The sequence below is a fragment of the Streptacidiphilus sp. MAP12-33 genome (assembly GCF_041261265.1).
Classification (GTDB): Bacteria; Actinomycetota; Actinomycetes; order Streptomycetales; family Streptomycetaceae; genus Streptacidiphilus.
The window spans coordinates 1-23,078 of record NZ_JBGCCA010000005.1 but is presented as its reverse complement, the minus strand read 5'-3'; the positions used below and the strand labels follow the sequence as shown (position 1 = coordinate 23,078).

The following is a 23,078-nucleotide window of genomic DNA, read 5'->3' as shown; positions in this document are numbered from 1 at the left end:
CAAACGATCACCAGAGCGACACTGGTCCGGTCGCCCCGCCGCCCGGCCCACGGCAGGCGTCCCGACAGCTCCGACCGCGCGTTGGCGGCGCCTGTTCTGGCGCTACACGCTGGTCTGGCACCGCCCTTGAGGCGACGGCCCGTCCCCGCAGGCGGCGCGCGGCGAGCACGGTGATCCGGCGCACGTTGACGCACCGGCCTCCGGCGCGGTGCGATGCCGTCGACATCCGCCCTCAGGAGGAGACCCGCATGCCCCGCACCGAGCCTGAAACCATCTCCGTCCTCACGGAGATCGCCGTCGCGCCGGATGCCGTCTGGGCCGCCGTTGCCGACGTGACGCGGATGGGCGAGTGGAGCCCCGAGTGCACCGGCGCCGCCTGGCGCGGCAGCCCGGCCTCCCCCGTGCTGGGCGCACGCTTCCAGGGCCGCAACCGCAAGGGTGGCATCCGCTGGAGCACCGTCTGCCGCGTGGTCGAGGCCCAGCCGGGGCGCGCCTTCGTCTGGGACGTCAGCTTCGGTCCGATCCCGGTGGCCCGCTGGGGATTCCGCCTCACCCCCGGCGACCTGAGCGGCACCGTCACGGTCGTGGAGCAGTTCTGGCAGGACCGCCGTGACCGCGTCAGCGCCTGGACCACGGAGACCGTGCTGCGCACCGGCGGCCGCGCCCAGTGGAACCGCCGGAACATGACACTGACGCTCGCCGCCCTCAAGCGCTCCCTGGAAGCCGACGCGCCGGCCGCGGGCTGAGGCGGTCCCTGAGACGCGGTCGCCCGACCGCCGCGCCGCCCGCGACCTGACGCCGGGCCGACCGGTCTGGGGCCCATTGCCCAAAGTGATCCGTATCTCTGTTGGGGTGGGCTATGTGGTCAACAGCCGGTACCGGTTGGACCGGCTGATCGGGGCGGGGAGGGATGGGCCGGGTGTGGGGTGGCCACGATGCCAGCTCGATCGGGTCGTCGCGGTCGGGGAGTTGATGCTCCCGGACGACCTGCCGCCGGATGAGCGCCGGGAGTTGGTGGAGCGCACCCTGCGCGCGGCGCGCCTCGCGGCCCGCCTGCGGCACGGGGGTCATCACGGTGGCTGTAGCGCCCGCGGCCCGCCACCCTTCATGTGCTGCCGCGCCGGCCGGACCGGCGCCGGAGGCTCGGACCGCAGTGACCCCGCCGGCCCTACCGCTGCTGCGCACGCGCGAAGTAGGCGACCAGTTCCGGGTCCAGCGGCGGGATGTCGTAGGGCCGCCCCCCGTCGCGCAGGGACATCGTCGCCATGTAGCCGGCGGCCACGCTCATCCGCGCCGCGACCGGAGAGGTGTCCGTCGGGCCGCCCTCGCGGACGAAGCGGGCGAACTCCTGCATGATCGCGACGTCGCTGCCTCCGTGCGTGCCGGAGACGTCGGGCACCCGGTAGGAGATGTCGCAGTCGGGGCGGTAGCGCGAGGGGCCGGTGTTCCAGACCCGGACCTCCGCGCCGGCCTCGTCGCCGAAGTTCTCCAGCCGTCCCTCCGTGCCGATCACGGTGTAGTTGCGGACGTAGTCGGGACTGAAGTGGCACTGCTGGTAGGCGGCGATGACGCCGTTGTCCAGCCTCATGTTCATCACCGAGACGTCCTCGACGTCGATGTGGTGGTGCAGGCCGGTCCGGGCGGTCGGCGGCCACTCGTACTCCTTGAGCCAGTTGTCCGGACGCGGTGTGCCCGGCTCGCGGCGCGGCAGGTCGCCGTGGAGCATCAACGAGCCGAAGGCGTTGACGCGTTCGGTGTAGCCGCCCGCCAGCCAGTGCACCACGTCGATGTCGTGGGCGGCCTTCTGCAGCAGCAGGCCGGTGGTGCGACGGCGGTCGGCGTGCCAGTCCTTGAAGTAGAAGTCGCCGCCGTAGGAGACGAAGTGCCGCACCCAGACCGTCTTCGGCTCGCCGATGTCGCCACGCGCGATCACCTCCCGCATCCGCCGGACCACGCCCATGTGCCGCATGTTGTGGCCGACGTAGAGGCGGGTCCCCGTCTCGTACGCGGCGCGCAGGATGGCGTCGCAGCCCTCGACGGTGATGTGCATCGGCTTCTCGAGGTAGACGGCCTTGCCGGCGCGCAGGCAGTCGACGGCGATCCGCTCGTGGGTGTCGTCCGGGGTCACCACCAGCACCGCGTCCAGGTCGTCGCGGGCGAGCAGCTCCCGGTGGTCGGTCACCGCGTCCTGCGGCTTCAGCCGGCCGAAGCGCTCCAGGCCGCGACGCAGCGCCGCGGGGTCGTTGTCGCAGACGGCCGCGACCGCGGTGCCGCGACCGGGGCGGTGGGCGGCGGCGGGCAGGGAGATGCGCAGGCCCAGACCGATGACGCCGAGGCGCACGTCTTCCACGGTCACAGAGTTCCTTTCACGAAGGGGTGCCGCTCCGGACGGGGTGTCACTTGGAGCCGGTGAAGGCGATGCCTTCGGTGACGCGGCGCTGCGCCGCGATGAACAGCAGGATCATCGGCAGGCTGGCGAGCAGCGAACCGGCCATCAGCACGGGGTAGTCGGTGCTGTGCTCGCCCTGGAGCGTGGCCAGGCCGACCGAGAGCGGCATCCGGTTGGCGTCGTTGGCGACCACCAGCGGCCAGAGCAGGTCGTTCCAGGACCAGAGCACGGTCAGCACGCCGAGCGAGATCAGTCCGGGCTTGGCCAGGGGCAGCATCACCGACCAGAAGATCCGCACCGGTCCCGCGCCGTCGAGCCGGGCCGCCTCCTCCACGTCCAACGGGAGCGAGAGGAAGAACTGCCGCAGCATGAAGGTCCCGAAGGCGCTGAAGAGGCCGGGCAGCACGATGCCGGTGAGCGTGTTGAGCAGGCCCAGGTGCATCAGGATCTGGTACTGCGGCAGCAGGTAGACCTGGCTGGGCACCATCAGCACGGCGAGCAGCAGCACGAAGATCGTGTTGCGTCCGGGGAACCGCAGCCGGGCGAAGGCGTAGGCGGCCATCGAGCAGAACAGCAGCTGCGCCGCGACCCGGACCACGGTGATCAGCACGGTGTTCAGGAACTGCCGCAGGAACGGCATGCTCGTGAACACCTCGGAGTAGTTGGACCAGCGCCAGCCGGGAACGAAGTCCGGTGGCACGCTGGTCGCCTGGGCGGGCGACTGGAGGGAGGTCAGCAGCTGCCAGAAGAACGGGGCGATCATCGCGGCCGCGCCGATCGCCAGAACGACGTGGACCGGCCAGAGCCGCTGCCCGCTGATCTGCCGACTACTCATAGTGCACCCACTTCTTCTGCAGCCGGAACTGGACGGCGGTGAGCACCAGCAGCACCGCCATCAGCACGACCGCGATCGCGCAGCCCATCCCCTGCCGGTTGTCGAGGAAGACGTCCTCGTAGAAGAGGTAGGCGATGGTCTTGCTGCCGGCCAGGGCCGGGTTGGCCCGGCCGAGCATCATCAGCACGGTGTCGAACATCTGCAGTCCGCCGATGACGGTCAGCACCGAGACGAAGAAGATGCTGGGGCTGAGCAGCGGCAGCGTGATGGAGACGAACTGCCGCACCCGGCCCGCGCCGTCGAGCTCCGCCGCCTCGTAGTAGTGGCGCGGGATGCCCTTGAGGCCGGCCGCAAAAATGATCATGTTGTAGCCGAGGCTGGACCAGATGCCGACCACGCCCATCGCGTACACGGTGAACCTGGGGTCGGAGACCCAGTGCGGGCCGTGGACGCCCACCAGCGACAGCAGGTAGTTGATCAGGCCGTAGTCGCCGTTGTAGAGCCAGCGCCAGACCATGGCCACGGCGGCGGGCATGCTGACCACCGGCAGGAAGTAGAGCGTCCGGTAGAGCCCGACGTGCCGACCCCGCAGTTGGTTGAGCAGGGCAGCGAGGACGATCGAGAACGGGATCGCCAGCAGCATCAGCAGCGAGTAGAGCACGGTGTTCCAGGCCGCCTTGGGCAGCTGCGGATCGCTGAGGAAGGCACGGTAGTTGGCGAGGCCGACCCACTGCTGGCCGCCGAAGACGCCCCAGGTGGTGAAGCTGTAGTAGCAGGACTGGACGATGGGCCAGAGATAGAAGCAGGCGAGCCCGGCGACCAGCGGCAGGATCATCAGGTAGCCCCAGATCCATTCGCGCGGGTGCCCGTGCCGCTCGCCGACCCGCACGCCGAGCCTGCGGCGAGGCCTCGCGGCCGCAGCCGCGGGGACGGCGGCGGGAGCGGCGGAGGAGGGGGCTTTGGCGAGGGCCACGGTCACCCCTTCGCCAGGTCGGCGTTCATCGTGGAGGTCAGCTGCTGCGCGCCCGCGTCCAGGCTGAGCTTGCCACCCCAGATCTGGTCGAGAAGGGCCTGGCTGTCGGTGATCCAGGGACCGCTGTTCGCCGAGACCGGGTACGGCACCGCGTACTTCAGCTGGTCGACGAAGGTCTGGAGGTGGAACTGGGGCACGGCCTTGACCCAGCCGTCGGACAGGCCCTGGTAGGCCGGGATGACCGCGCCGCTGGCCGCCTGGATCCGGTTGGCCTGCTCGCTGCCGAGGAACTTGACGAACTGCCAGGCAGCGGTGGCATGCGGGGTCTTGGCGTAGATGACGTTGGCCAGGCCGTTGATCACGGTGGCCCGGCCGGCGGGCCCGGCGGGCAGCGGCGCGACGTCGGCGTCGAGGCCCGGGGCGTTCTTGTAGGTCAGCGTGTCCCAGTCGCCGTCGGTGAACATGGCCACCTTGCCGGAGGCGAACAGCTGGGACGGGTCCGTGTCCGTCATCTGCTGGGCGGTGGGCGAGGTCTTGTACTTGGTGATGAAGTCCAGGGCGTACTGGAGCCCGGCGAGGGTCTTGGCATCGCCGAAGCCGGAGGACTTCTTGTCGGCGGAGATGACGCTTCCGCCCGCCTGGTAGATGTCGTTGTAGAGGTTCTCCTGGGTCCAGTCAGGAGAGGCGATGCCCCAGACACCCTTGGCCGGGCTGGTCAGCTTCCTCGACGCGTCGATGACGTCCTGCCAGGTCCAGGCGGCCGTGGGGTACTTGACCCCGGCGGCGTCGAAGAGCTTCTTGTTGTACCAGAGCCCGATGGTGTCGAAGTCCTTCGGCATGCCGTACTGCTTGCCGCCGACGGTGTAGATCGAGTTCAGCGAGGCCGGGAAGGGCTTGTTGTCGAAGCCCGACCGGTCGGAGAGCGGGAGCAGCTGGCCCTGGCCGGCGTAGAGACCGATCCGGGTGGTGCTCATCCAGAAGACGTCCGGGGCGGTGCCGGAGGCGGCCTCGGTCTGCAGCTTGGTCCAGTAGTTCGCGTTCGGCGTCAGCTCGACGTCGACGGTGATGTTCGGGTGCAGCTTCTCGAAGGCGTTGGCGATCTGCTGCATCGCGGGCTTCTGGTTGGGGTCCCAGATGCCGTAGGTGAGGGTGACCGGACCGCCGGCGTCGCCGCCGGATCCCGCGCCGGCCGACGAGCAGCCGGAGGCGGCAGCCACGAGCACGGCGGCGCAGAGCAGCGCCGGCACGCTTCTGGTGATCTTCGATCCCATGGTTCGGTCCCATCGGTCGGTGCGGTGAGGGTGTGACCGGGACAGTAGCCGAGCATTTATGCGGAGAACTAGCGTTAATCGAGCAAGAATGCGCAGCCGAGACCTCCCCGAGACGCTTTCGTGACCCTGTCGCGCGGGTAATATCAAAGTCATTGACGAAAGTACGGATACGGCCGAGCCGTGCCCCAGTGGCACCTCAGGACGCGAACAGGCGCCGCTCGGCCTCGTTGAGCCCGTGCCGGACCGCACCGAGGCAGACCGCGTCCGCGCCGAGCTCGGAGACCACGACCTCCGGCGGATACAGGCAGACCGCGCTCAGGTAGTCGCCGACCGGCCCGGTGATCCACTCCCCCGCCTGGGCCAGCACGCCGCCGATCACCACCAGCTCCGGATCCAACGGCGTCACCAGCGTGACCAGTGCCTCGGCCAGACCCCTCGCGAAGGACTCCAGGGCCCGCGCCGCCTCGGCCTCGCCTTCCCGGGCCCGGGTGAGGGCGAAGAGCGCCGCCTGCGCGGGAGCCCGCAGCTCCCCCGGGTCGACGGCCAGCGCGTACTCCATGACGTGCTGGAACGCCCGCCACTTGCTGTCGGGATGCCCGCCCAGCTCGCCCGCCGCCGCGTTCGACCCCCGGTACGGGACGCCACCGAGCAGCAGCCCGAGCCCGATCCGACTGCCGGTGTGCAGGTAGAGCACCTCCGACCGGCCGCGCGCGGCCCCGAGCCAGTGCTCCGCCAGCACGGCCAGCCGCATGTCGTTCTCGACCAGCACCGGCACCCCCAGCCGCCGGGCCAGCTCGCCCTGGAGCGCCACGCCGGTCCAGTCCGACAGCACCACGCTCTTGACCACCCGGCCCTCGGCGTCGATCACCCCGGTCGTGCCGACACCGGCCACGGTCAGCTGCCCGAGCCCGATCCCGGCCTCCGAACAGGCCTCGGCGACCAGCCGCGCCACCGCGTCCAGCCGCTCCGCCGCCGGAAGGTCCCGCGGCACACCGACGCTGCCGCGGGCCGCGATCCGCCCGCGCAGATCGGAGACCATCACGGTCAGGTGCGCCGCGCCGATCCCCACGCCCGCGACGTGACCCACCCCCGCCCGGAAGGCGAACCGCCGGGCCGGACGGCCGCGCAGCCCTTCCGCGCCGGCCGCGAACTCCTCGGCCTGGCCCTCCCGCAGCAGCGTCTCCATGACCGCTTCGGCGGTGGCCCGGGAGACCTGCGCCGACCGGGCCAACTCGGCCATCGTGGCGCTCTCGGTCTCGTGCAGGGCGCGCAGGATCGCCACCTGGTTCAACCGGCGCAGGAAACTCGCGTCACCGCTCTCCCGTGCCACGAACCCTCCTGCTGCCTCGCCCGGCTCGCGCCGCTCCCGGCCGCGCCTGTTGATCCTAGACGCACGCTCGCCTCAGGCCCCCGCTTCGAGGTAGGTCAGCACGGCCCGCACGCGGCGGTCGCCGCTCTCGTCCGGGGGCAGGTCCAGCTTGAGGAAGATGTTGCCGATGTGCTTGCTCACCGAGCGTTCGGTGATCCGCAGCGAAAGGGCGATGGTCGGGTTGTCCAGCCCCTGGGCCATCAGCGCGAGCACCTCGCGCTCGCGCGGGGTCAGCGCGTCGAGCGGATCCCGACGGGTCATCAGCTGGGAGACCACCTCGGGGTCGAGGGCGGTGCCACCGGCAGCGACCCGCTCGAGGGCCTCCTGGAACTCCTCGACCCGCGAGACGCGGTCCTTGAGCAGGTAGCCGACCCCGGCGGCGCCGTCGGCGAGCAGCTCGGCCGCGTAGGTCTCCTCGACGTACTGGGAGAGCACCAGGACCGGCAGTCCCGGCATCAGCTTTCGCGCCTGGATGGCCGCCCGCAGGCCCTCGTCGCGGAACCCCGGAGGCAGGCGGACGTCCAGGATCGCCGCGTCGGGGCGGCACTCCAGCAGCGTCGGCAGCACCTCGGGCCCGCTGCCGGCCACCGCCACCACCTCGTGGCCGACCGTGGTCAGCAGCAGCACCAGCCCCTCGCGCAGCAGGACGTTGTCCTCAGCGATCACAAGCCGCACGGCAGCCGCACCTCCAACGTCGTTCCCTTCTCCGCGCCGGGCGCTGTGCCCTCGCCGTCCTCGTCGTCCTCGCCCTGGAGGTCGCCCTCCTCGCGGGCACTGCTCCGGATCCTCGTCACGCCGTCGAGGGCGGCCACCCGGCGCCGGATGCCCGCCAGCCCGCTGCCGCCGTGGCCGGACCGGGCGCCGCCACGGCCGTCGTCGCGCACCACGACCCTCAGGTCCTGGCCGACGTGCCGGAGGCTGACCTCGGCGTGCCGGGCGCCGCTGTGCTTGGACACGTTCGTCAGGGCTTCCGCGACCACGAAGTAGGCCGCCGCCTCCACCGCGGCCGGGCAGCGCCGCTCCGGTTCCGGGATGTCCACGCTGACGGGCACCGCACGCCCCGCGGCGAGCGCGCGCACCGCCCCGGCCAGGCCGCGGTCGCTGAGGATCGGCGGGTAGATGCCGCGGATCACCGTCCGCAGCTCGGTCAGCGCGTTCTCCACTCCGGCGCGCGCCTCCAGCATCAGGGCCCTGGCGTCCTCGGGGCTGTCCGCGAACTTGCGGTCGGCCAGGCCGAGGCGCAGCGCGGCGGCGACGAGCTGCGCCTGCGTCCCGTCGTGCAGGTCGCGTTCGATCCGGCGCAGCTCGGCGCCGTGCGCCTCGACCGCCTCGGCGCGGGTCTCGGTCAGTGTCTCCACCCGCGCGGCCAGCGTGGCCCGTTCGCCTCGCCGGGTCGGGCCGAGCAGGAGCTGCGCGTACCAGCCCTGCACGCGCGCGAGCCCGGGTGTGAGCGGGGTCAGCACCAGCAGGGCCAGTGCGATGTACACCAGCGGCAGGGCGAGTGCCTCGGGCCAGTTGCGGATCGGGACGAAGATCGAGAGCGTCCCCTTGGGCACCGCCCACCACCAGCAGGGGATCGACAGCGCGAGCGGGACCGTCAGCCACAGGCCGGTGACGAGCACGGGGAGCACAGCGCCGAGGAAGCCGTGCACGATCACCCAGACCGCCTCGCGCCACGCCGCGGCCGAGCGGACGAAGACGCGGCGGTGGGCCGGGGCGACGGGCGCGGGGACGGGCCGGCCGAGCACCCGGGCGACGCGGCGACGCTCGTGGTTCGCCACGCTGCGCAGCGGGCTGCCCTCCTCCGGGAGGAGCGCAACGAACGGCACCAGCAGCAGCGAGGCCCAGCACAGCACCGCGGTGCCGATGCCGGTCAGCAGGAAGAGGAGCGCCCGCCACACCTCGCGCGGGGTGGGCACGGGACCTGGTCTCTCCTGCGCGCGGCTCGTCTCGTCCATGTTCGATCATCCTAGGGCGCAGGTCCGGCCGCGTCGGGCGGGCAGGGTCCACCGCGCGTGGTGTAACGCGCTACACCACGGATCGGGGAGTGTGGCCCGTGTCGGCCGCGAAGATCCAGAACTAGCGTTTTCCGGGACAGCAAGCCGATGACCTGGAGCGACGATGACAGTCTCCGTGACCCTCCCGGACACCGCGTACGCGGTGACCCTGGAGCGGGTGACCCGGACCTACGGCCCGGTGACCGCCCTCGACAACGTCAGCTGGGCCTTCCCACGCGGCTCCTTCACCGCGATCATGGGTGCCTCGGGCTCCGGGAAGAGCACCTTCCTGCACTGCGCCTCCGGTCTGGACCGGCCCACCAGCGGCACGGTGCACCTCGGCGCCACCGAGCTCGGCAGGCTCAGGGAGACCCAGCTGACCCGGCTGCGCCGGGACCGGATCGGCTTCGTCTTCCAGGGCTACAACCTCGTGCCCACGATGAACGTGCGGCGCAACGTCGCCCTGCCGATGTTCCTCGGCGGGAAGAAGCCGGACGGGCGCTGGTTCGACGAGGTCGTGCACCGGGTCGGCATCGCCGAGCGGCTCGGGCACCGGCCCGACCAGCTCTCCGGCGGACAGCAGCAGCGGGTCGCCGTGGCCAGGGCCCTGGTGACCCGACCGGAGATCGTCTTCGCCGACGAGCCGACCGCCGCCCTCGACCCGCGCACCGCCGGCCACGTGCTGCGGCTGCTGCGCGAGGCCGCGGACCGGACCGGGCAGACCGTCGTCCTGGTCACCCACGACCCGGTGGCGGCGGCCTTCGCCGACAGCGTGGTCTTCCTCAGCGCCGGCCGGATCGTCGACGAACTCGTGCAGCCGACCACGGCCGCCGTGCTGAAGCGCTGGGAGACGCTGTGAGGCGCGGGATCGCCCTCGGGGTCGCGGTGGCACTGGCCTTCGCGGCGATGTCGATCGGGGCGTTCGGGGTGCTGCTGGAGTCGGCCCTGCGGGCGCACGCGCCGGTGGACCGGTACGCGTCGGCCACGGCCGTGGTCACCGGCCGCCAGAGCGTGTCGGTGGTGCGGCTCGACGGGAAGGACCACGAGACGCAAACCAGGCCGCTCGTCGAGCGCGCCCGAGTACCGCTCGGGGATGTCGGGAAGCTTCAGGCGGTACCGGGCGTCGCGAACGTGATCGCTGACGTGTCCGTCCCGGTGGTCGCCCTCCCCACGGCAGGTGGCGAGCCCGTCACCACCGTGGGGCACGGCTGGGACTCGGCCGCGCTCACCGCCGCGGAGCCCGCCTCCGCCGAACCGGCCACAGGCCGCGCGCCTGCGGCCGCCGACGAGGTAACGCTGGATCAAGCCACCGCGCGACGCCTCGGCGCGCAGCCGGGCTCCTCGATCGAGCTGCAGGTGAACGCGGCGCCCCGGCAGTTCCGGGTCGTCGGCGTGACGGCCGGGCCGGGGGTGTACTTCTCGCAGCGGGAGGCCGAGGCGCTCTCCGGCCATCCGGGCAGCGCGGACGCCCTGGTCGTGCTCGCCACGCCGGGGCAGAGCGTGCCGGCCTCCGCCCTCGCCCACGCCGTGCCCGGGCTGGTCGTGGACACGGGCGCCGCACGCGGCGACGCGGAGGACCCGTCGGTGGCTCAGGTCCGCACGGACACCATCGGCGAGGCCGCCACGCTCGGCGGTACCGCCCTGCTCGTCACGCTCCTGGTGGTGACCGGGCTGATGGAGCTCTCCGTCCGCGGCCGCACGCGTGAACTGGCCGTGCTGCGCGCGGTCGGGGCGACGCCGCGTCAGGTGCGGCGCGTCATCGTACGCGAGATGCTGCGGATCTCGGTGCCCGCAGCCCTGCTCGGCGCACTCGCCTCCCTGGGCGTGGGCACCGCACTTCAGGCGTGGATGCGCGCGCAGGGCGCGCTGCCGCCGGGCTTCGCCCTGCGCCTCGGGCCGTTCCCGGTCCTGGCCGCCGCCCTGGCGACGGTCCTCGCCGCGGTCGGCGCCGCCTGGCTCGCCGCGCGGCGCATCTCGCGGATCCGGCCGGTGCAGGCTCTCGGGGAGAGCGCGGTCGAACCGAGGCGGATGCCGGTCTGGCGGGTGGTCACCGGGCTGGTCTTCCTCACGCTCGGCGCAGGGATGCTGGTGGTGACGTTCCTGACCGGCGGTCAGACCGCAGCCGCGGCAGTCGGCGGCCTGGTCGTCTCGCTGATCTGGGCGGTGGCGCTGCTCGGACCGTGGATCGCCCGGGCCGGCACGTTGGTCCTGGGCCTCCCGCTGCGGGCTTTCGCCCCGATCAGCGGCGGTCTGGCCGCGTCCGGCGCCCGCAGCGCCGCGCTGCGGATGGCGGCGGTGATCACCCCGGTCGCGCTGGCCCTGTCCTTCGGCGGCACCCAGCTCTTCGCCCAGACCACGACGGTGAACGCGACCACGCACCAGGCCTTGGACGGCCTGCGCGCCGACCGGGTGCTCGTCTCCTCCGGCCCCGGCATCCCCGGGGACGCCTACAGCAAGCTCCGCGCCACCCCCGGTGTCACCGCCACGGCGGCCGTCAAGCGCACGACCGTGGTGATGAACGTCTGGGCCCTCGGCGACGAGCTCCAGTCCCTCCAGGCCCAGGGCGTCGCGGGTGCCGTCTCGCGGACGCTCGACCCCAAGGTCACCGCGGGCTCGCTGGACGACCTCAACGGACCCGGCACCGTCGCGCTCAGCTCGATCGTGGCGCACGGTGCCAAGCCCGGCGACATGCGTCAACTGTGGCTGGGAGACGGCACGTCGGTGGCGCTACGGGTGGTCGCGGTGTACGACAGGGGCCTGGGCTTCGGCGACGTGCTCCTACCGCTGCCGCTGGTGGCCGCGCACGCGACCACGCCGCTGGACGACTACCTCCTCGCCGACGGCCACGCCGACCTCGGCGGCGTCACCGGCTCGTACGCCGGTCTGCACGTCGCGGACCGCGCGGCCTACGGGACGAGCCTGGCCGAGAATGCGAAGCAGCAGGGCCTCATCGGCCTGATCGCGGTCGTGGCGATCGCCGGGTTCATCCTCATCGGCATGGTCACCACGCTCGCCGTGGCCACCGCGTCCCGGCGCAGGGAACTGCTGCTGCTCCGGCTGGTGGGGGCCACCCGGCGGCAACTGCTCGGCGCGCTGCGGCTGGAGACCGGGATCATCCTGGGCACCGGCGTCCTGGTCGGGGCGACGGTCGCCGGGCTGACGCTGTTCGCCTACGCCTCCTCCACCACCGGACTGGCGATGCTCTCCCTCCCGCCGGTGTACTGCGCGGTCCTGCTCGCGGCCGTCGTGGTCCCGGGCGCGGCTGCGGTACTCCTGCCGGCCCGGGCGATCCTGCGACGCGGCGCGCCACGGATCGAGTAGCCGGGCCACGCGGGCGGGGCCCGCCGAGCCGACCGGATCCGAACCGACGCCATGGTCACGGCGCCCCTCGACCTCGCGCCCGACGCAGACCGCGTCGGGTCTCAGCGAACCGCCAGGACCTCGGAACCCGGGTTCCGGTCCCTCCTGGCCGTTGCCGAGTCCAGGCGAAGGGAGCCGGGCCACGCGGCGGCGATGACCAGGCCGAGTGCGCAGCCGGTGAGCAGGCCTGCGCCGTGGTTGTTCCTGATCGCGCAGAGGAACACCCCGGCCGCCGGGATGGCGAGTCCCAGCTGCCGGATCCGCCGGCGGTTCTCGACCGGTTCCGGGCCGATCCGGTCGGCGCGCAGCAGACAGGCCGCGGCGAGCGCGCCGACCAGTCCGCAGATCGCGACGGAGCAGCCGCCGCCGTGCCGGCTCCAGCCCTCTTCGCTCACGACGTTGGCGACCACGCCGCTGCCGAAGAAGACCAGCAACCAGCGCACGGGACCGAGAACCCACTCGGCGACCGGACCGGCCACCGCCAACGCGGCCACGTTCACCACGATCTGCACCAGTCCGGAGGACTGGATGAGCAGTGCGGTGAACATGCGCCACCACTGGCCGTCCTGGAGCGCACCGGGCTGCCGCGTCAGGTGGTCGGACAGGCCGGGCACGGTGTACTGGAGGCCGATCAGCACCAGCATCGTCACCATGGCCACTGCCGTGACCCACGGCTTGCGGCCCCAGATCGCCGAAAGGATCTGCACCGGGCTCCGCTCCTCGCGACGGGTCCCGGACAACGCCGTCAGCAACGGCCTGCCCGACGCGAACACGACCGCCGCACTCGCATAGAGCTCGATTTCATGTGTGCTGACCATCTGCGACTCCCCCGTGCCGGATCCTGCTGAGCCTGATCACCCTACTCGGCGGTGCCCCCGCGAACTCCGCGCCGGCCCACCGGCCTTGGACCGGCCGGCTCGCGCGCTGCGCCGCGTCTCTACGGCGCCCGGGTCGGCGGGTGCTCGGCGGAGGGCGCGATCCCGCTGCCGATCCAGCGCACGACGTCCTCCGCGCGGTAGTCACCCTCAGGCGCGAGGGCGGCGAGGAAGCCGAGGTCCTTGCCGAGCGTCAGCAGGGCGGGCTCCTCGCGGCCACCGGGTCGACGCTGGCCGAGGCCGACCGACGCCAGCAGCCCGTTACACAGGCACACGCGTCCCGCCGTGTCGACGGCCTGCCCGCCCTTGCGGACGTAGGCGGCGATCGGCTCGGCGGAACAGCGGTAGTCGAGTCCGCCGTCGGCGCGGCGCACGGGCGTGCGCAGGAAACCGAGGTCGCAGACGCGGGTCCGCGAGGCGGCGGCCCTCGGGTCGCTCATCGTCCCCGGCAGGTCGGCGACCTTGAACGGGAACCCGGTCGGCGAGGCGTCGGGGTCGTTGCGCACGCGCAGGGTGCCCTCGGTGGCACGGGTCCGCAGAGCGCGGCGCAGCATCGGTGCCATCCCCGACTCCTCGCAGAGCGCGAAGGCGCTGCCCACCTGCACGCCGGCCGCCCCCGCCGCACGGGCCGCGGCCAGCTGCTGCGGCCCGGCCTGTCCCCCTGCCAGCCAGAACGGCAGCCCGAGGGCGGCCACCTTGGCGAGGTCCGGCTCGTCGCGCGGCCCGTACACGGGCTCGCCCGTCGCGTCACGGCGCGCCGCTCCGCGTGGTGCGGCACTGTGGCCGCCCGCGTTGCTCATCTCGACGACGAAACCGTCGGGGCGGGTTCCCTCGTCCTTCGCCAGGTAGGCCGCGAGGACCGGGAGTGAGACGATCGCCAGCACGTCGGGCCTCCGCAGCGGCGGACGCCCCACGTCCGCGCCGAGCAGCGCGACCGGGTCGAACTCGCAGGCGAGCGGGGCCTCGTCGCCGACCACGTCGATCAGCGTGGTGGCGGTCCGGTAGCGCGACAGACGTGTGGCCAGAGTCGGGATCTGCCTCGGGAGCCCCGCACCGACCAGGACGTAGTCGACCCCGGCGAGCATCGCCCCGAACATCGCGGGCGCGGTGGCAAGCTGGATCTTCTCCAGGTAGTTGACGCCCACCGGGCCCTGATGCCCCTGCTTCGCCAGCCAGACCTGGACGAAGTTGCCCAGCACGGTGAGGACTTCGGCGTCCCGCCCGCCCTCGGCACGCAGCCGCGGCGACGGTCGGTGACGTTCGCCGGGGCCGAGACCCTGGGGCCGGAAGTACCGCAGCCGCACCTCGTGGGCCAGGCGCCGCGCGGGAAAGGCGGCGAGCGCCCGCCGGACGTGCCCTCCGGGGTCACCGAGCTGGAGCGTCCGCACGAGCACCACGTCGAGTGCGGTCCCGGACACCACGCCCAGCTGCCCCGTCCGCGCGACGGCTCGCGCCAGCGCCCAACCGGACACCCCGACGCCCATCCCGCCCTGGATCAGCCACGGCGGATCAGCCGGCACCGGGTGCAGTGCGGGCAGGGTGGATCGAAGCGGCTGGGTCGCGGCCAGGACGGGCATGACACTCCCTGAGACGGGACGAACCTACGGACCCGTAGGTTTCGCGTTCCAGTGTGAGGCTGCGAAGCCGCCGGCTCCGACGCGAAAGGTCCCGCAGCCAAAGGTCATTGGTCCCGACAAGGTCATTGGTCCCGAGCGGTCGCGCAGCCGGCCGACAGGTCCCGGTCCGCCGCTCGGCGTCCGAGGGCGGCCCGACGTCCGGGCCACGCGCCCGGTGGCGGGACGCCGGGTGCCGAACGGGCCCCACCTGCGAGCCGTGGGTCCCGCCAGGTCGGGGCTTCTGCCGGGACGCCGACGCGGCCGCGTCGGGCAGCCTGGAGGCAGCATCCAATCTGGGCCTCGGCGATCCGCGACGAGCTCAACGCCCACCCCGCCTGACGCCCCCGCGGACCGATCCCGCCACCGGGCCGGCTCGGGTCGGGCGTACGGGCAGGCTGTCAGCCGGCCAGCTCGGACAGCGAAGCCAGCGCGATGGTGTGCTGGGTGTGCTCCACCTTCGCGCGCAGGTAGCGCAGGTTGTGCGGGGTGGCGTGGACGCCGGTGGCGACGCGGTCGCGGACACCGACGCCGAGCTCGCGCAGCTGGGCCGCCTTGTCCGGGTTGTTGGAGAGCAGGTCGATCTCGTCCACGCCGAGGGCGGCGAGCATCTGCGCAGCCGCCGTGTAGTCGCGGCCGTCCTCGGGGAGGCCGAGCTCGACGTTGGCCGCGTAGGTGTCGCGGCCCTGGTCCTGCAAGGCGTAGGCGTCGAGCTTGTTGTAAAGGCCGATGCCGCGCCCCTCCTGGCGGAGGTAGAGGAGGTAGCCGCCGCGGGCGGCGATGCGCTCGACGGCCTCGCGGAGCTGGGGGCCGCAGTCGCAGCGGGCCGAGCCGAAGACGTCGCCGGTCAGGCACTCGGAGTGGAGGCGCACCAGCGGGGTGGCGGTGGCGTCCGGGTCGCCCAGGACGACGGCGAGGTGCTCCTGGCCGTCGGCGAGGCCGTGGAAGGTGACCAGCTCGGCGTCGACGCTGTACCCGTCGCCGAACCGCAGCGGGACGCGGACGCGGGTACGGACTGTCGCCTCGGGGCTGCGGCTCTCTGCAGTGGCAGTCATGGTGGGCTCCGCTCGTACAGACTTCGTTCCAATTTGAACCAAGTGACGCGCTCGACAGTACACCTCGATTCGAATTTGAACAACGCGGTATCGTCGAAGCATGACCGAACCCCGCTGGCTCGACGAGCACGAGAAGGCCGCCTGGATCGCCTTCCTCTCCGCCACCAACCTCGTCAACCGCAAGCTCGAGCAGCAGCTCAAGGACGACGCGGGGCTGTCGCACACCCAGTACGAGGTCCTCGTGCAGCTCGACGCCGCCCCCGGCGGCGCCCTGCGGATGACCGAGCTCGCCGACCGGCTGGTCACGTCCAAAAGCGGACTGACCTACCAGATCACCCAACTCGAGCGCGCGGGACTGGTATTCCGCCGGTCCTGTCCCAGCGACGTGCGCGGCGTCTTCGCCGAGATCACCGACCAGGGCCGCGAGGTGCTGCGCCTGGCCGCCCCCGGGCACGTCGAGGCCGTCCGCAACGCGCTGATCGACGTGCTCACCCCCGAGCAGCTGGGCCACGTCGCCCAGGGGCTCGGAGAGGTCGCCCGGCGCCTGCGCTGCGGCGCCAAGGGCGCCGCCGCCGGCACGGACGCCGCGGACGCGGCGGGCGCCGGGCGTTCGGGCTGAGGAATCGCCCCCGCGGCGCCGGGTGCCTGCGGCAGGATGACCATATGGACCTGACCGGGCAGTTCGCCCTGCCGCGCGGGATCACCGGAGCACTCGTCGGAGCCCTGATGGCGCGCCGCCACGGCGGGCAGATCGGCGGCTGCGTCGCCGATCTGGCCCCGCGGGCGGGCGAGCACCTCCTGGAGATCGGCTTCGGCCCCGGAACGGGCCTGGTCACCCTCGCCGCGAGCGCGGCCGGGCTCCGGCTGGCAGGAGTCGACCCCTCACCGCTGATGGTCACCACGGCCGCGCGACAGGTCCGCCGTCTGCGCGCCCTGGTCGCCCCCGTCGAGCTGCGCCAGGCGACCGCCGAGGCGCTCCCCTGGCCGGACGGCACGTTCGACGGGGTCTGCGCCACCAACAGCGTCCAACTGTGGCAGCCGCTCGACGCCTCCCTGGCGGAGGTCCGCCGGGTCCTGCGCCCCGGCGGGCGGCTCGCGCTCTCGGTGCTGGAGGAGGCGGTGCTGCCGGACGGCGGCAGTGCGGGTCCCCACTACGACGCCGTCCTGCTGCCCGCGCTCGCGGCGGCGGGCTTCACCGAGGCGCGGAGCGAGTGGCGCCCGACCAGGCGCTCCCGCGCGCTCCACGTGCACGCGCGCCGTGCGAACGTGGAGCCGACCCCGACGGCCGCCTCGGGCTGAGGCCCACCGTGCTCCGGCTACGCGAGCGGACGGTGCGCAGACCTGGTGACCGTACCCCCGGCCGTCCCGCGAGCGCGCCCGGCGGGTTCAGTGGGTGTCGGGCGGGGGCAGGCGCAGGTCCGCGCGCAGCTCCGTGACGGCGCGCTCCACCGGAACGTTGGCGGCGGTCAGGGCGGGCCGCTGCGCGTCGAGGGCGGCGGACGTGGCGTCGGCGGCCACACGGACGGTGAGATCGGCGCGCGTCTCGTTCACGCGGACCAGCGTCCGCGCCCAGCCGGCGGCGTCGGCAGGCAACGTGAGCCGGGCCAGGCCCCGGTCGAAGGCGCGCTCGGTCGCGGCGATGTCGCGCAGGTCGGCGCGGGAGGCGGCGAGGTGGCCCCGGTCGGGGCCCTCGAAGCGGTCGAAGTCGCGCTCCAGGCGCCCGTTGGCCGGGACCGCCAGAGCCAGGTAGGCGGAGGCGGCAGCCCGCAGCGCTGCCGGACCGGTCGCCGGGCCCGCTGCCGAGACTGCCGTCGGGGCCGCGCCGACCGGGCCGGCCGTTCCGGTTGCCGAGCCGGCCGCTGGGCTCCCGGCCGACCTCGCGCCGGCCGAGCCGTCCCCCGCCGAGCCCGCGCCCGGGGACGTCGAGGGGATCGGCGTCGGGGCGCGGGTCGTGGCGACGGGAGCGGCCCGCGCCGCGCATCCGCTCGCGGCGAGAGCCACGGCGGCCGCCGCCAGGACCGCGCTCCGTCCCGGCCCGCCCCTACCGAGCCACCGGAACGGGGAGCGGGGGTCAGTACCCGTGACCACCACCACCGCTGCCGCCGCTGCCGCCGCTGCTCGGGCTGTGCGGGGTCGCGCGCGGGGTCGAAGGCGGGGTCGCGGGCGTCGGGGTCGGCGTGCCGGGCCCGTGCGTCGCGGTGATCGCGGCGCCGGACGGGCTCAGGCCCGCACCGGCGGCGACGTCGAGAAGTCGGTTCATGGGGACTCCCGGGCTCCGGAGGGGATGACGGGGAGAGAGACGGGGATCGCTCCGGCTCCTCCTGCCCTACGCGCCGGACGCCGGGCCGGTTCAGCGGGGCGGACCGGTAGAGTTGATCGGGTTGCCCTCCGGCAACCCCCGTCAGGCCTCCCGGCCGATCCGGGACCGGCCCGATCCCAGAAGAGAACCAGCAGGCGATGAACGCAGGACCCGACGTGACCGAAGCCGCCGAGGCCCACCTCGGGATCGACCCAGAGCGCATGCGCCTGGTCCTCGACGCGCTCGCCGAGCTGAGCGAGCTGCCGCTGGACCACCCGCAGGCGATCGAGCTGCGGAGGGCCACCTCGGGGGTGTACCGCGAGGTCAAGCAGCGCCGTCGCCAGGACCGCCGCGCGTCCAAGACCGCCAACGACAAGGCCGTCACCGAGCGCACCGCGACCGGCGCCGCCACCCGCATCGACGACGAGACGCAGGGCCTTCAGCTCACCAGCGGCAGCAGTGGCGCCGTCGCCGGGATACTCGAGCGTCCCCGCTCCTGCTACGTCTGCAAGCAGCGCTACGTCGAGGTCGACGCGTTCTACCACCAGCTCTGCCCCACCTGCGCGACCGAGAACCGGGCCCGCCGCGACGCGCGCACGGACCTGACCGGCCGGCGCGCGCTGCTGACCGGCGGCCGCGCCAAGATCGGGATGTACATCGCGCTGCGCCTGCTGCGCGACGGCGCGCACACCACGATCACCACGCGCTTCCCGAACGACGCGATCCGCCGCTTCACGGCGATGCCGGACAGCCACGAGTGGCTGCACCGCCTGCACATCGTCGGCATCGACCTGCGCGACCCGTCCCAGGTCATCGCGCTGGCCGAGGAGGTCGCCACCGCCGGTCCGCTGGACATCCTGATCAACAACGCCGCGCAGACGGTCCGTCGCTCCCCGAACGCCTACAAGGAGCTGATCGACGCCGAGGACGCGCCGCTGCCGGCCGGCGAGCTGCCGTCCGCGACGACGCTGGGCCGGTTCGACCTCAGCCGCCAGCCGATGCTGCCGGCGCAGGGCGGCCCGCGCCGCGAGAAGCTGAGCGCCGAGGCGCTCACGGCGCTCGCGCTCACCTCCGGCTCGGCCGCGCCCGCGCTGATCGAGGCGGGCACGGCGATCGACGCGGGCGGGCTGGTCCCGGACCTGGACGACTCCAACAGCTGGAGCCAGAAGGTCGAGGAGGTGGACCCGATCGAGCTGCTGGAGGTCCAGCTCTGCAACGTGACCGCGCCGTTCATCCTGGTCAGCCGCCTGCGCGCGGCGATGGCCGCGTCGCCCGCCCGCCGCAAGTACGTCGTCAACGTCTCGGCGATGGAGGGCCAGTTCGGCCGCGGCTACAAGGGCCCCGGCCACCCGCACACCAACATGGCCAAGGCCGCGCTCAACATGCTGACCCGCACGAGCGCCCAGGAGATGCTGGACCAGGACGGCATCCTGATGACGGCCGTGGACACCGGCTGGATCACCGACGAGCGCCCGCACCCGGACAAGATGCGGCTCCACGATGTCGGCTTCCACGCCCCGCTGGACCTGGTCGACGGCGCGGCTCGCGTCTACGACCCGGTGGTGCGCGGCGAGGCGGGCGAGGACCTGTTCGGCGTCTTCCTGAAGGACTACCGCCCGCACTCGTGGTGAGCGCGGGCGCCGGTGCAGGGGCGCTCACCCGGGTGCCGTAGCCGGGGGGCGCGAGCCCGTGCTCGCGCCTACGGTCGGAGCATGAGCGTCCGAGTCACCGTCATGCCCGCCACGATCCCGCACCACCTCCGCAACCAGGAGGCCCTGCGGCTGATCCACTACAGCGACACCGAGGAGGCGGAGTACGCCTTCACGATCCTGACGAGCGGCGCGCTCGCCGTCTGGCGGCGCCGACCCGGCAGCGACGCGGCCGGCGAGCTCGAGATCATCCACGGCCCCACGACGTGGGACACCGTCCAGGGCACCGCGGACGGCGAGCTGACGTAGGCACCGGGCGCGGCACCCGCGCTCAGCCCGCGGCTTCCTCCGCAACCTCCGTGGCCTCCGCGACCTCCGCGACCTCCGTGGCCTGCGCGTCCTCTGGGTCGTCGGCTTCCAGCGCCTCCGTGGCGTCACCGGCGGCCTTCGCGTCCCCGGCCACGTCCTCGGCCAGGACTTCGGGCTCGCCCGGCTCGTCGGGCTGCTCGGGCTGCTCGGGCGCGGCCGGTTCCGGGGACGGCGGCCTGGCGTCCTCGGGGGTGGTCGCCGTGGGCTCACCGCGGAGGCGGGCGAGGTGGCGTTCGACTGCAGCGAGGCGGCGCGTGTCCGGCAGGGCCTGACGCAGGCGGACGAGGTCCGGACCGAGGCGGCGGGCTTCGGCGTCGTCCTCGATCGCGCGCCAGCAGGCCTCCGCGTTGGCCGCCGCCTGCCGGGTCTCCGGATCGTCCGCGCCTCGGGTGTCGAGGAGGCTGAGCGCCACGTCGCGGTAGAGCAGGGTCGCCTCACGTTGCAGGCCCGCCAGACGGGTGACGTGCGCGCGGACCTGGCGCAGCTTCAGCACCGGCTCGCTGTCGGTCCCGTGCGCCTTGACGGCGCTCCGCTCCAGGGCGATCGCCTCGCTGACCGCACGTGCGTGCTCGCCGCCGTCGGCGGCGGAGACGATGTCGCCGATGGCGCCACGGTAGGTCGCGAGATCGTCCTGGGCGGGCCCCGACAGATGCACGGTCGGTGCGTGCGCGGGCAGCGGCGGCATGTCGAACGGCGGGACGTCGGCGGGCAGCGCCGCGTGCGGCAGCGACGTGGTGAAGCCGGGAGGCGGCAGGGGCAGCGGCAGCTCCACGGTCACGGTCTCGGGCGAGCGCTGGAGCAGGAGGAGCGGCGCGACCGCGGCGGCAGGTGCGGGCGATGTACCGAGGACGTGAGTGGTGCCCGCTGCGGGCGTGGCGCCGGGAGCGGGGATCGCGCCGAACAGGGCCGGGCCGCCCGCGGCAGGCGGGGTGGTGCCCGCTGCGGGCGTGGCGCCGGGCACGTGGGGCGTGGCCGGGACCGGCTCGGCGCCCGGCGGCGGGGGCGCGGCGGCCGGGAGTTCCGTGTCGAGCAGGGTCGGGCCGAGGCGGCGCGAGGTGTTGCGGAAGACCTGCCAGCCCGGAGCGTGGGAGACCACGATCTGCGTCTCGGGGCGCAGCACGTGGTGGACCTGCTGTTGCAACTGCTCCGGCGTCAGCCGCTCCCCCGCGCCCGGACGTCCGCCGTGCAGCGCCTCGACCAGCGCGCGGGTGAACGTGCCCACCTGGGTCGCGTCAGGGCTGACCGCCGCCCACAGCGGCAGTCCCGCGCCGAGCGGGGAGGGCTGGACCCTCAGCTGCGGCAGCGCGTCGGTGTCCGCGCTCAGGTCGCCGATGACCAGGGTGCCGGACTGCATCGGGCGCAGCCGCAGTTCCTCCTCCAACACCCGCCAGGGCAACCGGTCGTGGTCGAGCGCCAGCGCGAGCGCGCCGGTGCCGCGGTCGCGGACGAGGTGCCCGCCGATGTGGACCAGCAGCGGCCCCTGGTGCCGGGCGGCGGCCCGCAGGTGGTCGCGGACCGTGTCCGCGTCGACGGCGGAGGGCAGCAGCACGCTGTCGACGCCGTCGGTCGCCAGCAGCACCTGCGGGGCTATCGCGGACAGGATGCGGGTGAGCGCCGGAGCGGGCCGCCCCTCGCGCGGCGGGAACCGGCGTGCGGCGCGGCCGCTGCCCCCGTCGATGACGAGAACACGCCCGCGCAGCCCGTCTCCCCCGCTCATGTGCACCCCGCTGTCGTCGCTCGCGCCGGGCGGCCCAGGTGCCCGTCCGGTCGTCCGCCACCCTACCGGCGCGACAGCGGATCGATCGCCGGGGACCGCAGCTCGTCGATCAACGCGGCGGACTCGGGCTCCAGAGCGATGCCGGTGCGCGCCGCCTTGGTCTCCAACCGGGCCACGGTGCGCTGCAGTTGCGGGCTCTCGCCCGCGTCCGCGTGGAGCAGCACGAGGTCGCGCAGGAGCAGCTCCGCGTCCGGCTCGGCCACCAGGCCGCGGTGCGCGGCGGCCTCGGCGCCCCGGTGGTCGCCCGCGCGCAGGCGACGCAGGGTCAGTTCGTGTGCGACGTCCACGACCGCGCCGGTCATCCGCGCCCGCAGCGGGTCCGCCCACGGGTAGCCGACCTCGGCGAAGGGCGCGCCGCGCACCAGCGAGAGGGCGCGCGCGAGCGCGGCGTCGCCGGCCTGGCCCTCCTCACCGAGCCCCCGGGCGCGCAGCGCCTGGAAGTCCTCCCAGTCGCACCCGAGGTTGACGGGCCGTCCGTCCGGGCCGTCACCGAGCCACGCCCGCAGCCTGCCGATCGCGTCGGCCGCGGCGTAGGCCCCCTGCGCGGGCCCCAGGGCTCGCCTGGCGGCCACCTCGACGAGCGTCGCCCGCCACTCGGCCTCGACCGGCCCGGCCGCGCCGACCAGCTCGACGGGCCCGAGCACGCGCAGCTTGGCCTCCCCCGGCACGACGCCACCGGGTGGCGCGGCGAGGAGCCCGAGCAGCCACGCCTCGGGAGCGGCCGCGTCAGGGACGAGACCGGCTCCCGCCAGGGGGACCGCCGGCCCGCGGTACGCCGCGTACGGCGCGGCTCCGCTCGCGGCGTCAACGACCGCCGCCCCAGCCCCCGGCCATGCTCCCACCGGCGGCCCGGCCGGATATCCGGCCCCGGGGACCGGCGCACTTCCGAACCGCGGGTCCACCTGCGGCACACCCGTCCCCGGTGCGGGCACCACCGCACCAGGCCCGGCACCAACCGGGCCACCGGGAACTCCCCCTGACGCCGGGAACCGCCCGCCCCCCGCCACGCCGAACCGCGGGTCCACCTGCGGCACGCCCGGCTCCGCCGGGAACTGCCCACCCGCCGAAGCACCGAACCGCGGGTCCACCCGCGGCACGGGCACCGCAGCACCAGGCCCGGCACCAACCGGGCCGCTGGGAACACCCCCTGATGCCGGGAACCGCCCGCCCCCCGCCACGCCGAACCGCGGGTCCACCTGCGGCACGCCCGGCTCCGCCGGGAACTGCCCACCCGCCGAAGCACCGAA

General features: G+C 73.8%; 21 protein-coding genes. 7 read left to right on the top strand and 14 right to left on the bottom strand.

Annotated elements, in window-relative coordinates; translation table 11 throughout:
- Nucleotides 1–248 precede the first annotated feature (248 nt).
- The gene (locus ABH931_RS07175; RefSeq protein ID WP_370111024.1) at nucleotides 249–746 is read left to right on the top strand and encodes an SRPBCC family protein; all 498 of its coding nucleotides are present in this window, start codon (nucleotides 249–251) and stop codon (nucleotides 744–746) included.
- A 422-nt stretch (nucleotides 747–1,168) separates the two neighbouring features.
- On the opposite strand, the gene ABH931_RS07170 is transcribed toward ABH931_RS07175, so the two are convergent.
- The 7 genes from ABH931_RS07170 to ABH931_RS07140 all read right to left on the bottom strand — a co-directional run bounded on the left by ABH931_RS07170 (nucleotide 1,169) and on the right by ABH931_RS07140 (nucleotide 8,795).
- Complete coding sequence (locus tag ABH931_RS07170) at nucleotides 1,169–2,350, bottom strand: Gfo/Idh/MocA family protein (RefSeq protein WP_370111355.1); 1,182 nt, start codon at nucleotides 2,348–2,350, stop codon at nucleotides 1,169–1,171.
- Nucleotides 2,351–2,396: 46 nt separating this feature from the next.
- Nucleotides 2,397–3,224, bottom strand: a complete 828-nt coding sequence (locus ABH931_RS07165) for a carbohydrate ABC transporter permease (RefSeq protein ID WP_370111022.1) — start codon at nucleotides 3,222–3,224, stop codon at nucleotides 2,397–2,399.
- Nucleotides 3,217–4,197 (bottom strand): carbohydrate ABC transporter permease, encoded by a 981-nt coding sequence (locus tag ABH931_RS07160; protein ID WP_370111020.1) that lies wholly within the window; start codon nucleotides 4,195–4,197, stop codon nucleotides 3,217–3,219. The genes ABH931_RS07165 and ABH931_RS07160 overlap by 8 nt, the downstream gene beginning before the upstream one ends.
- A 2-nt stretch (nucleotides 4,198–4,199) precedes the next feature.
- On the bottom strand, nucleotides 4,200–5,468 hold the full coding sequence (locus tag ABH931_RS07155; protein ID WP_370111018.1) for a sugar ABC transporter substrate-binding protein: 1,269 nt from the start codon (nucleotides 5,466–5,468) through the stop codon (nucleotides 4,200–4,202).
- A 196-nt stretch (nucleotides 5,469–5,664) separates the two neighbouring features.
- Nucleotides 5,665–6,798, bottom strand: coding sequence for an ROK family protein (locus ABH931_RS07150; RefSeq protein ID WP_370111016.1), 1,134 nt, complete (start codon nucleotides 6,796–6,798; stop codon nucleotides 5,665–5,667).
- A 72-nt stretch (nucleotides 6,799–6,870) separates the two neighbouring features.
- Complete coding sequence (locus tag ABH931_RS07145) at nucleotides 6,871–7,512, bottom strand: LuxR C-terminal-related transcriptional regulator (protein ID WP_370111014.1); 642 nt, start codon at nucleotides 7,510–7,512, stop codon at nucleotides 6,871–6,873.
- On the bottom strand, nucleotides 7,500–8,795 hold the full coding sequence (locus tag ABH931_RS07140; protein ID WP_370111012.1) for a sensor histidine kinase: 1,296 nt from the start codon (nucleotides 8,793–8,795) through the stop codon (nucleotides 7,500–7,502). Before ABH931_RS07140 ends, ABH931_RS07145 begins: the two co-directional genes overlap by 13 nt.
- Nucleotides 8,796–8,958: 163 nt before the next feature.
- Here ABH931_RS07140 and ABH931_RS07135 point away from each other — a divergent pair, with 163 nt between their 5' ends.
- A complete protein-coding gene (locus tag ABH931_RS07135; protein WP_370111010.1) occupies nucleotides 8,959–9,693 on the top strand; it encodes an ABC transporter ATP-binding protein in 735 nt (244 codons plus the stop codon).
- Entirely contained in the window at nucleotides 9,690–12,155 is a 2,466-nt protein-coding gene (locus ABH931_RS07130) for an FtsX-like permease family protein (protein ID WP_370111009.1), read from the top strand. The genes ABH931_RS07135 and ABH931_RS07130 overlap by 4 nt, the downstream gene beginning before the upstream one ends.
- 101 nt (nucleotides 12,156–12,256) lie before the next feature.
- Here ABH931_RS07130 and ABH931_RS07125 read toward each other — a convergent pair whose 3' ends face one another.
- From ABH931_RS07125 to ribA, 3 genes are all read right to left on the bottom strand, one after another.
- Entirely contained in the window at nucleotides 12,257–13,012 is a 756-nt protein-coding gene (locus tag ABH931_RS07125) for a rhomboid family intramembrane serine protease (RefSeq protein WP_370111007.1), read from the bottom strand.
- 119 nt (nucleotides 13,013–13,131) lie between these two features.
- Nucleotides 13,132–14,646 carry a nitronate monooxygenase gene (locus ABH931_RS07120; RefSeq protein ID WP_370111005.1) on the bottom strand — a complete coding sequence of 505 codons (1,515 nt, stop codon included), beginning with the start codon at nucleotides 14,644–14,646 and terminating at the stop codon, nucleotides 13,132–13,134.
- 437 nt (nucleotides 14,647–15,083) lie between these two features.
- Nucleotides 15,084–15,737, bottom strand: a complete 654-nt coding sequence (gene ribA, locus ABH931_RS07115) for a GTP cyclohydrolase II (RefSeq protein WP_370111003.1) — start codon at nucleotides 15,735–15,737, stop codon at nucleotides 15,084–15,086.
- A gap of 100 nt (nucleotides 15,738–15,837) precedes the next feature.
- Here ribA and ABH931_RS07110 point away from each other — a divergent pair, with 100 nt between their 5' ends.
- Together ABH931_RS07110 and ABH931_RS07105 are read left to right on the top strand one after the other, a co-directional pair.
- Complete coding sequence (locus ABH931_RS07110) at nucleotides 15,838–16,356, top strand: MarR family winged helix-turn-helix transcriptional regulator (RefSeq protein WP_370111001.1); 519 nt, start codon at nucleotides 15,838–15,840, stop codon at nucleotides 16,354–16,356.
- Between the two features lie 44 nt (nucleotides 16,357–16,400).
- Entirely contained in the window at nucleotides 16,401–17,036 is a 636-nt protein-coding gene (locus ABH931_RS07105) for a class I SAM-dependent methyltransferase (RefSeq protein ID WP_370110999.1), read from the top strand.
- A gap of 87 nt (nucleotides 17,037–17,123) precedes the next feature.
- Here the strand turns inward: ABH931_RS07105 and ABH931_RS07100 are convergent, their stop codons facing one another.
- Together ABH931_RS07100 and ABH931_RS07095 are read right to left on the bottom strand one after the other, a co-directional pair.
- Nucleotides 17,124–17,738, bottom strand: coding sequence for a hypothetical protein (locus ABH931_RS07100; RefSeq protein WP_370110997.1), 615 nt, complete (start codon nucleotides 17,736–17,738; stop codon nucleotides 17,124–17,126).
- Nucleotides 17,739–17,808: 70 nt separating this feature from the next.
- Nucleotides 17,809–17,997, bottom strand: a complete 189-nt coding sequence (locus ABH931_RS07095) for a hypothetical protein (protein WP_370110995.1) — start codon at nucleotides 17,995–17,997, stop codon at nucleotides 17,809–17,811.
- A gap of 197 nt (nucleotides 17,998–18,194) precedes the next feature.
- Between ABH931_RS07095 and ABH931_RS07090 the strand changes: the two genes are divergently transcribed.
- Nucleotides 18,195–19,667 (top strand): SDR family NAD(P)-dependent oxidoreductase, encoded by a 1,473-nt coding sequence (locus ABH931_RS07090; RefSeq protein ID WP_370110993.1) that lies wholly within the window; start codon nucleotides 18,195–18,197, stop codon nucleotides 19,665–19,667.
- A gap of 81 nt (nucleotides 19,668–19,748) precedes the next feature.
- On the top strand, nucleotides 19,749–19,994 hold the full coding sequence (locus tag ABH931_RS07085; protein WP_370110991.1) for a hypothetical protein: 246 nt from the start codon (nucleotides 19,749–19,751) through the stop codon (nucleotides 19,992–19,994).
- Nucleotides 19,995–20,016: 22 nt separating this feature from the next.
- Here ABH931_RS07085 and ABH931_RS07080 read toward each other — a convergent pair whose 3' ends face one another.
- Both ABH931_RS07080 and ABH931_RS07075 read right to left on the bottom strand, forming a co-directional pair.
- A complete protein-coding gene (locus ABH931_RS07080; protein ID WP_370110989.1) occupies nucleotides 20,017–21,771 on the bottom strand; it encodes a hypothetical protein in 1,755 nt (584 codons plus the stop codon).
- Between the two features lie 62 nt (nucleotides 21,772–21,833).
- The gene (locus tag ABH931_RS07075; protein ID WP_370110987.1) at nucleotides 21,834–22,673 is read right to left on the bottom strand and encodes a bacterial transcriptional activator domain-containing protein; all 840 of its coding nucleotides are present in this window, start codon (nucleotides 22,671–22,673) and stop codon (nucleotides 21,834–21,836) included.
- Nucleotides 22,674–23,078 lie beyond the last annotated feature (405 nt).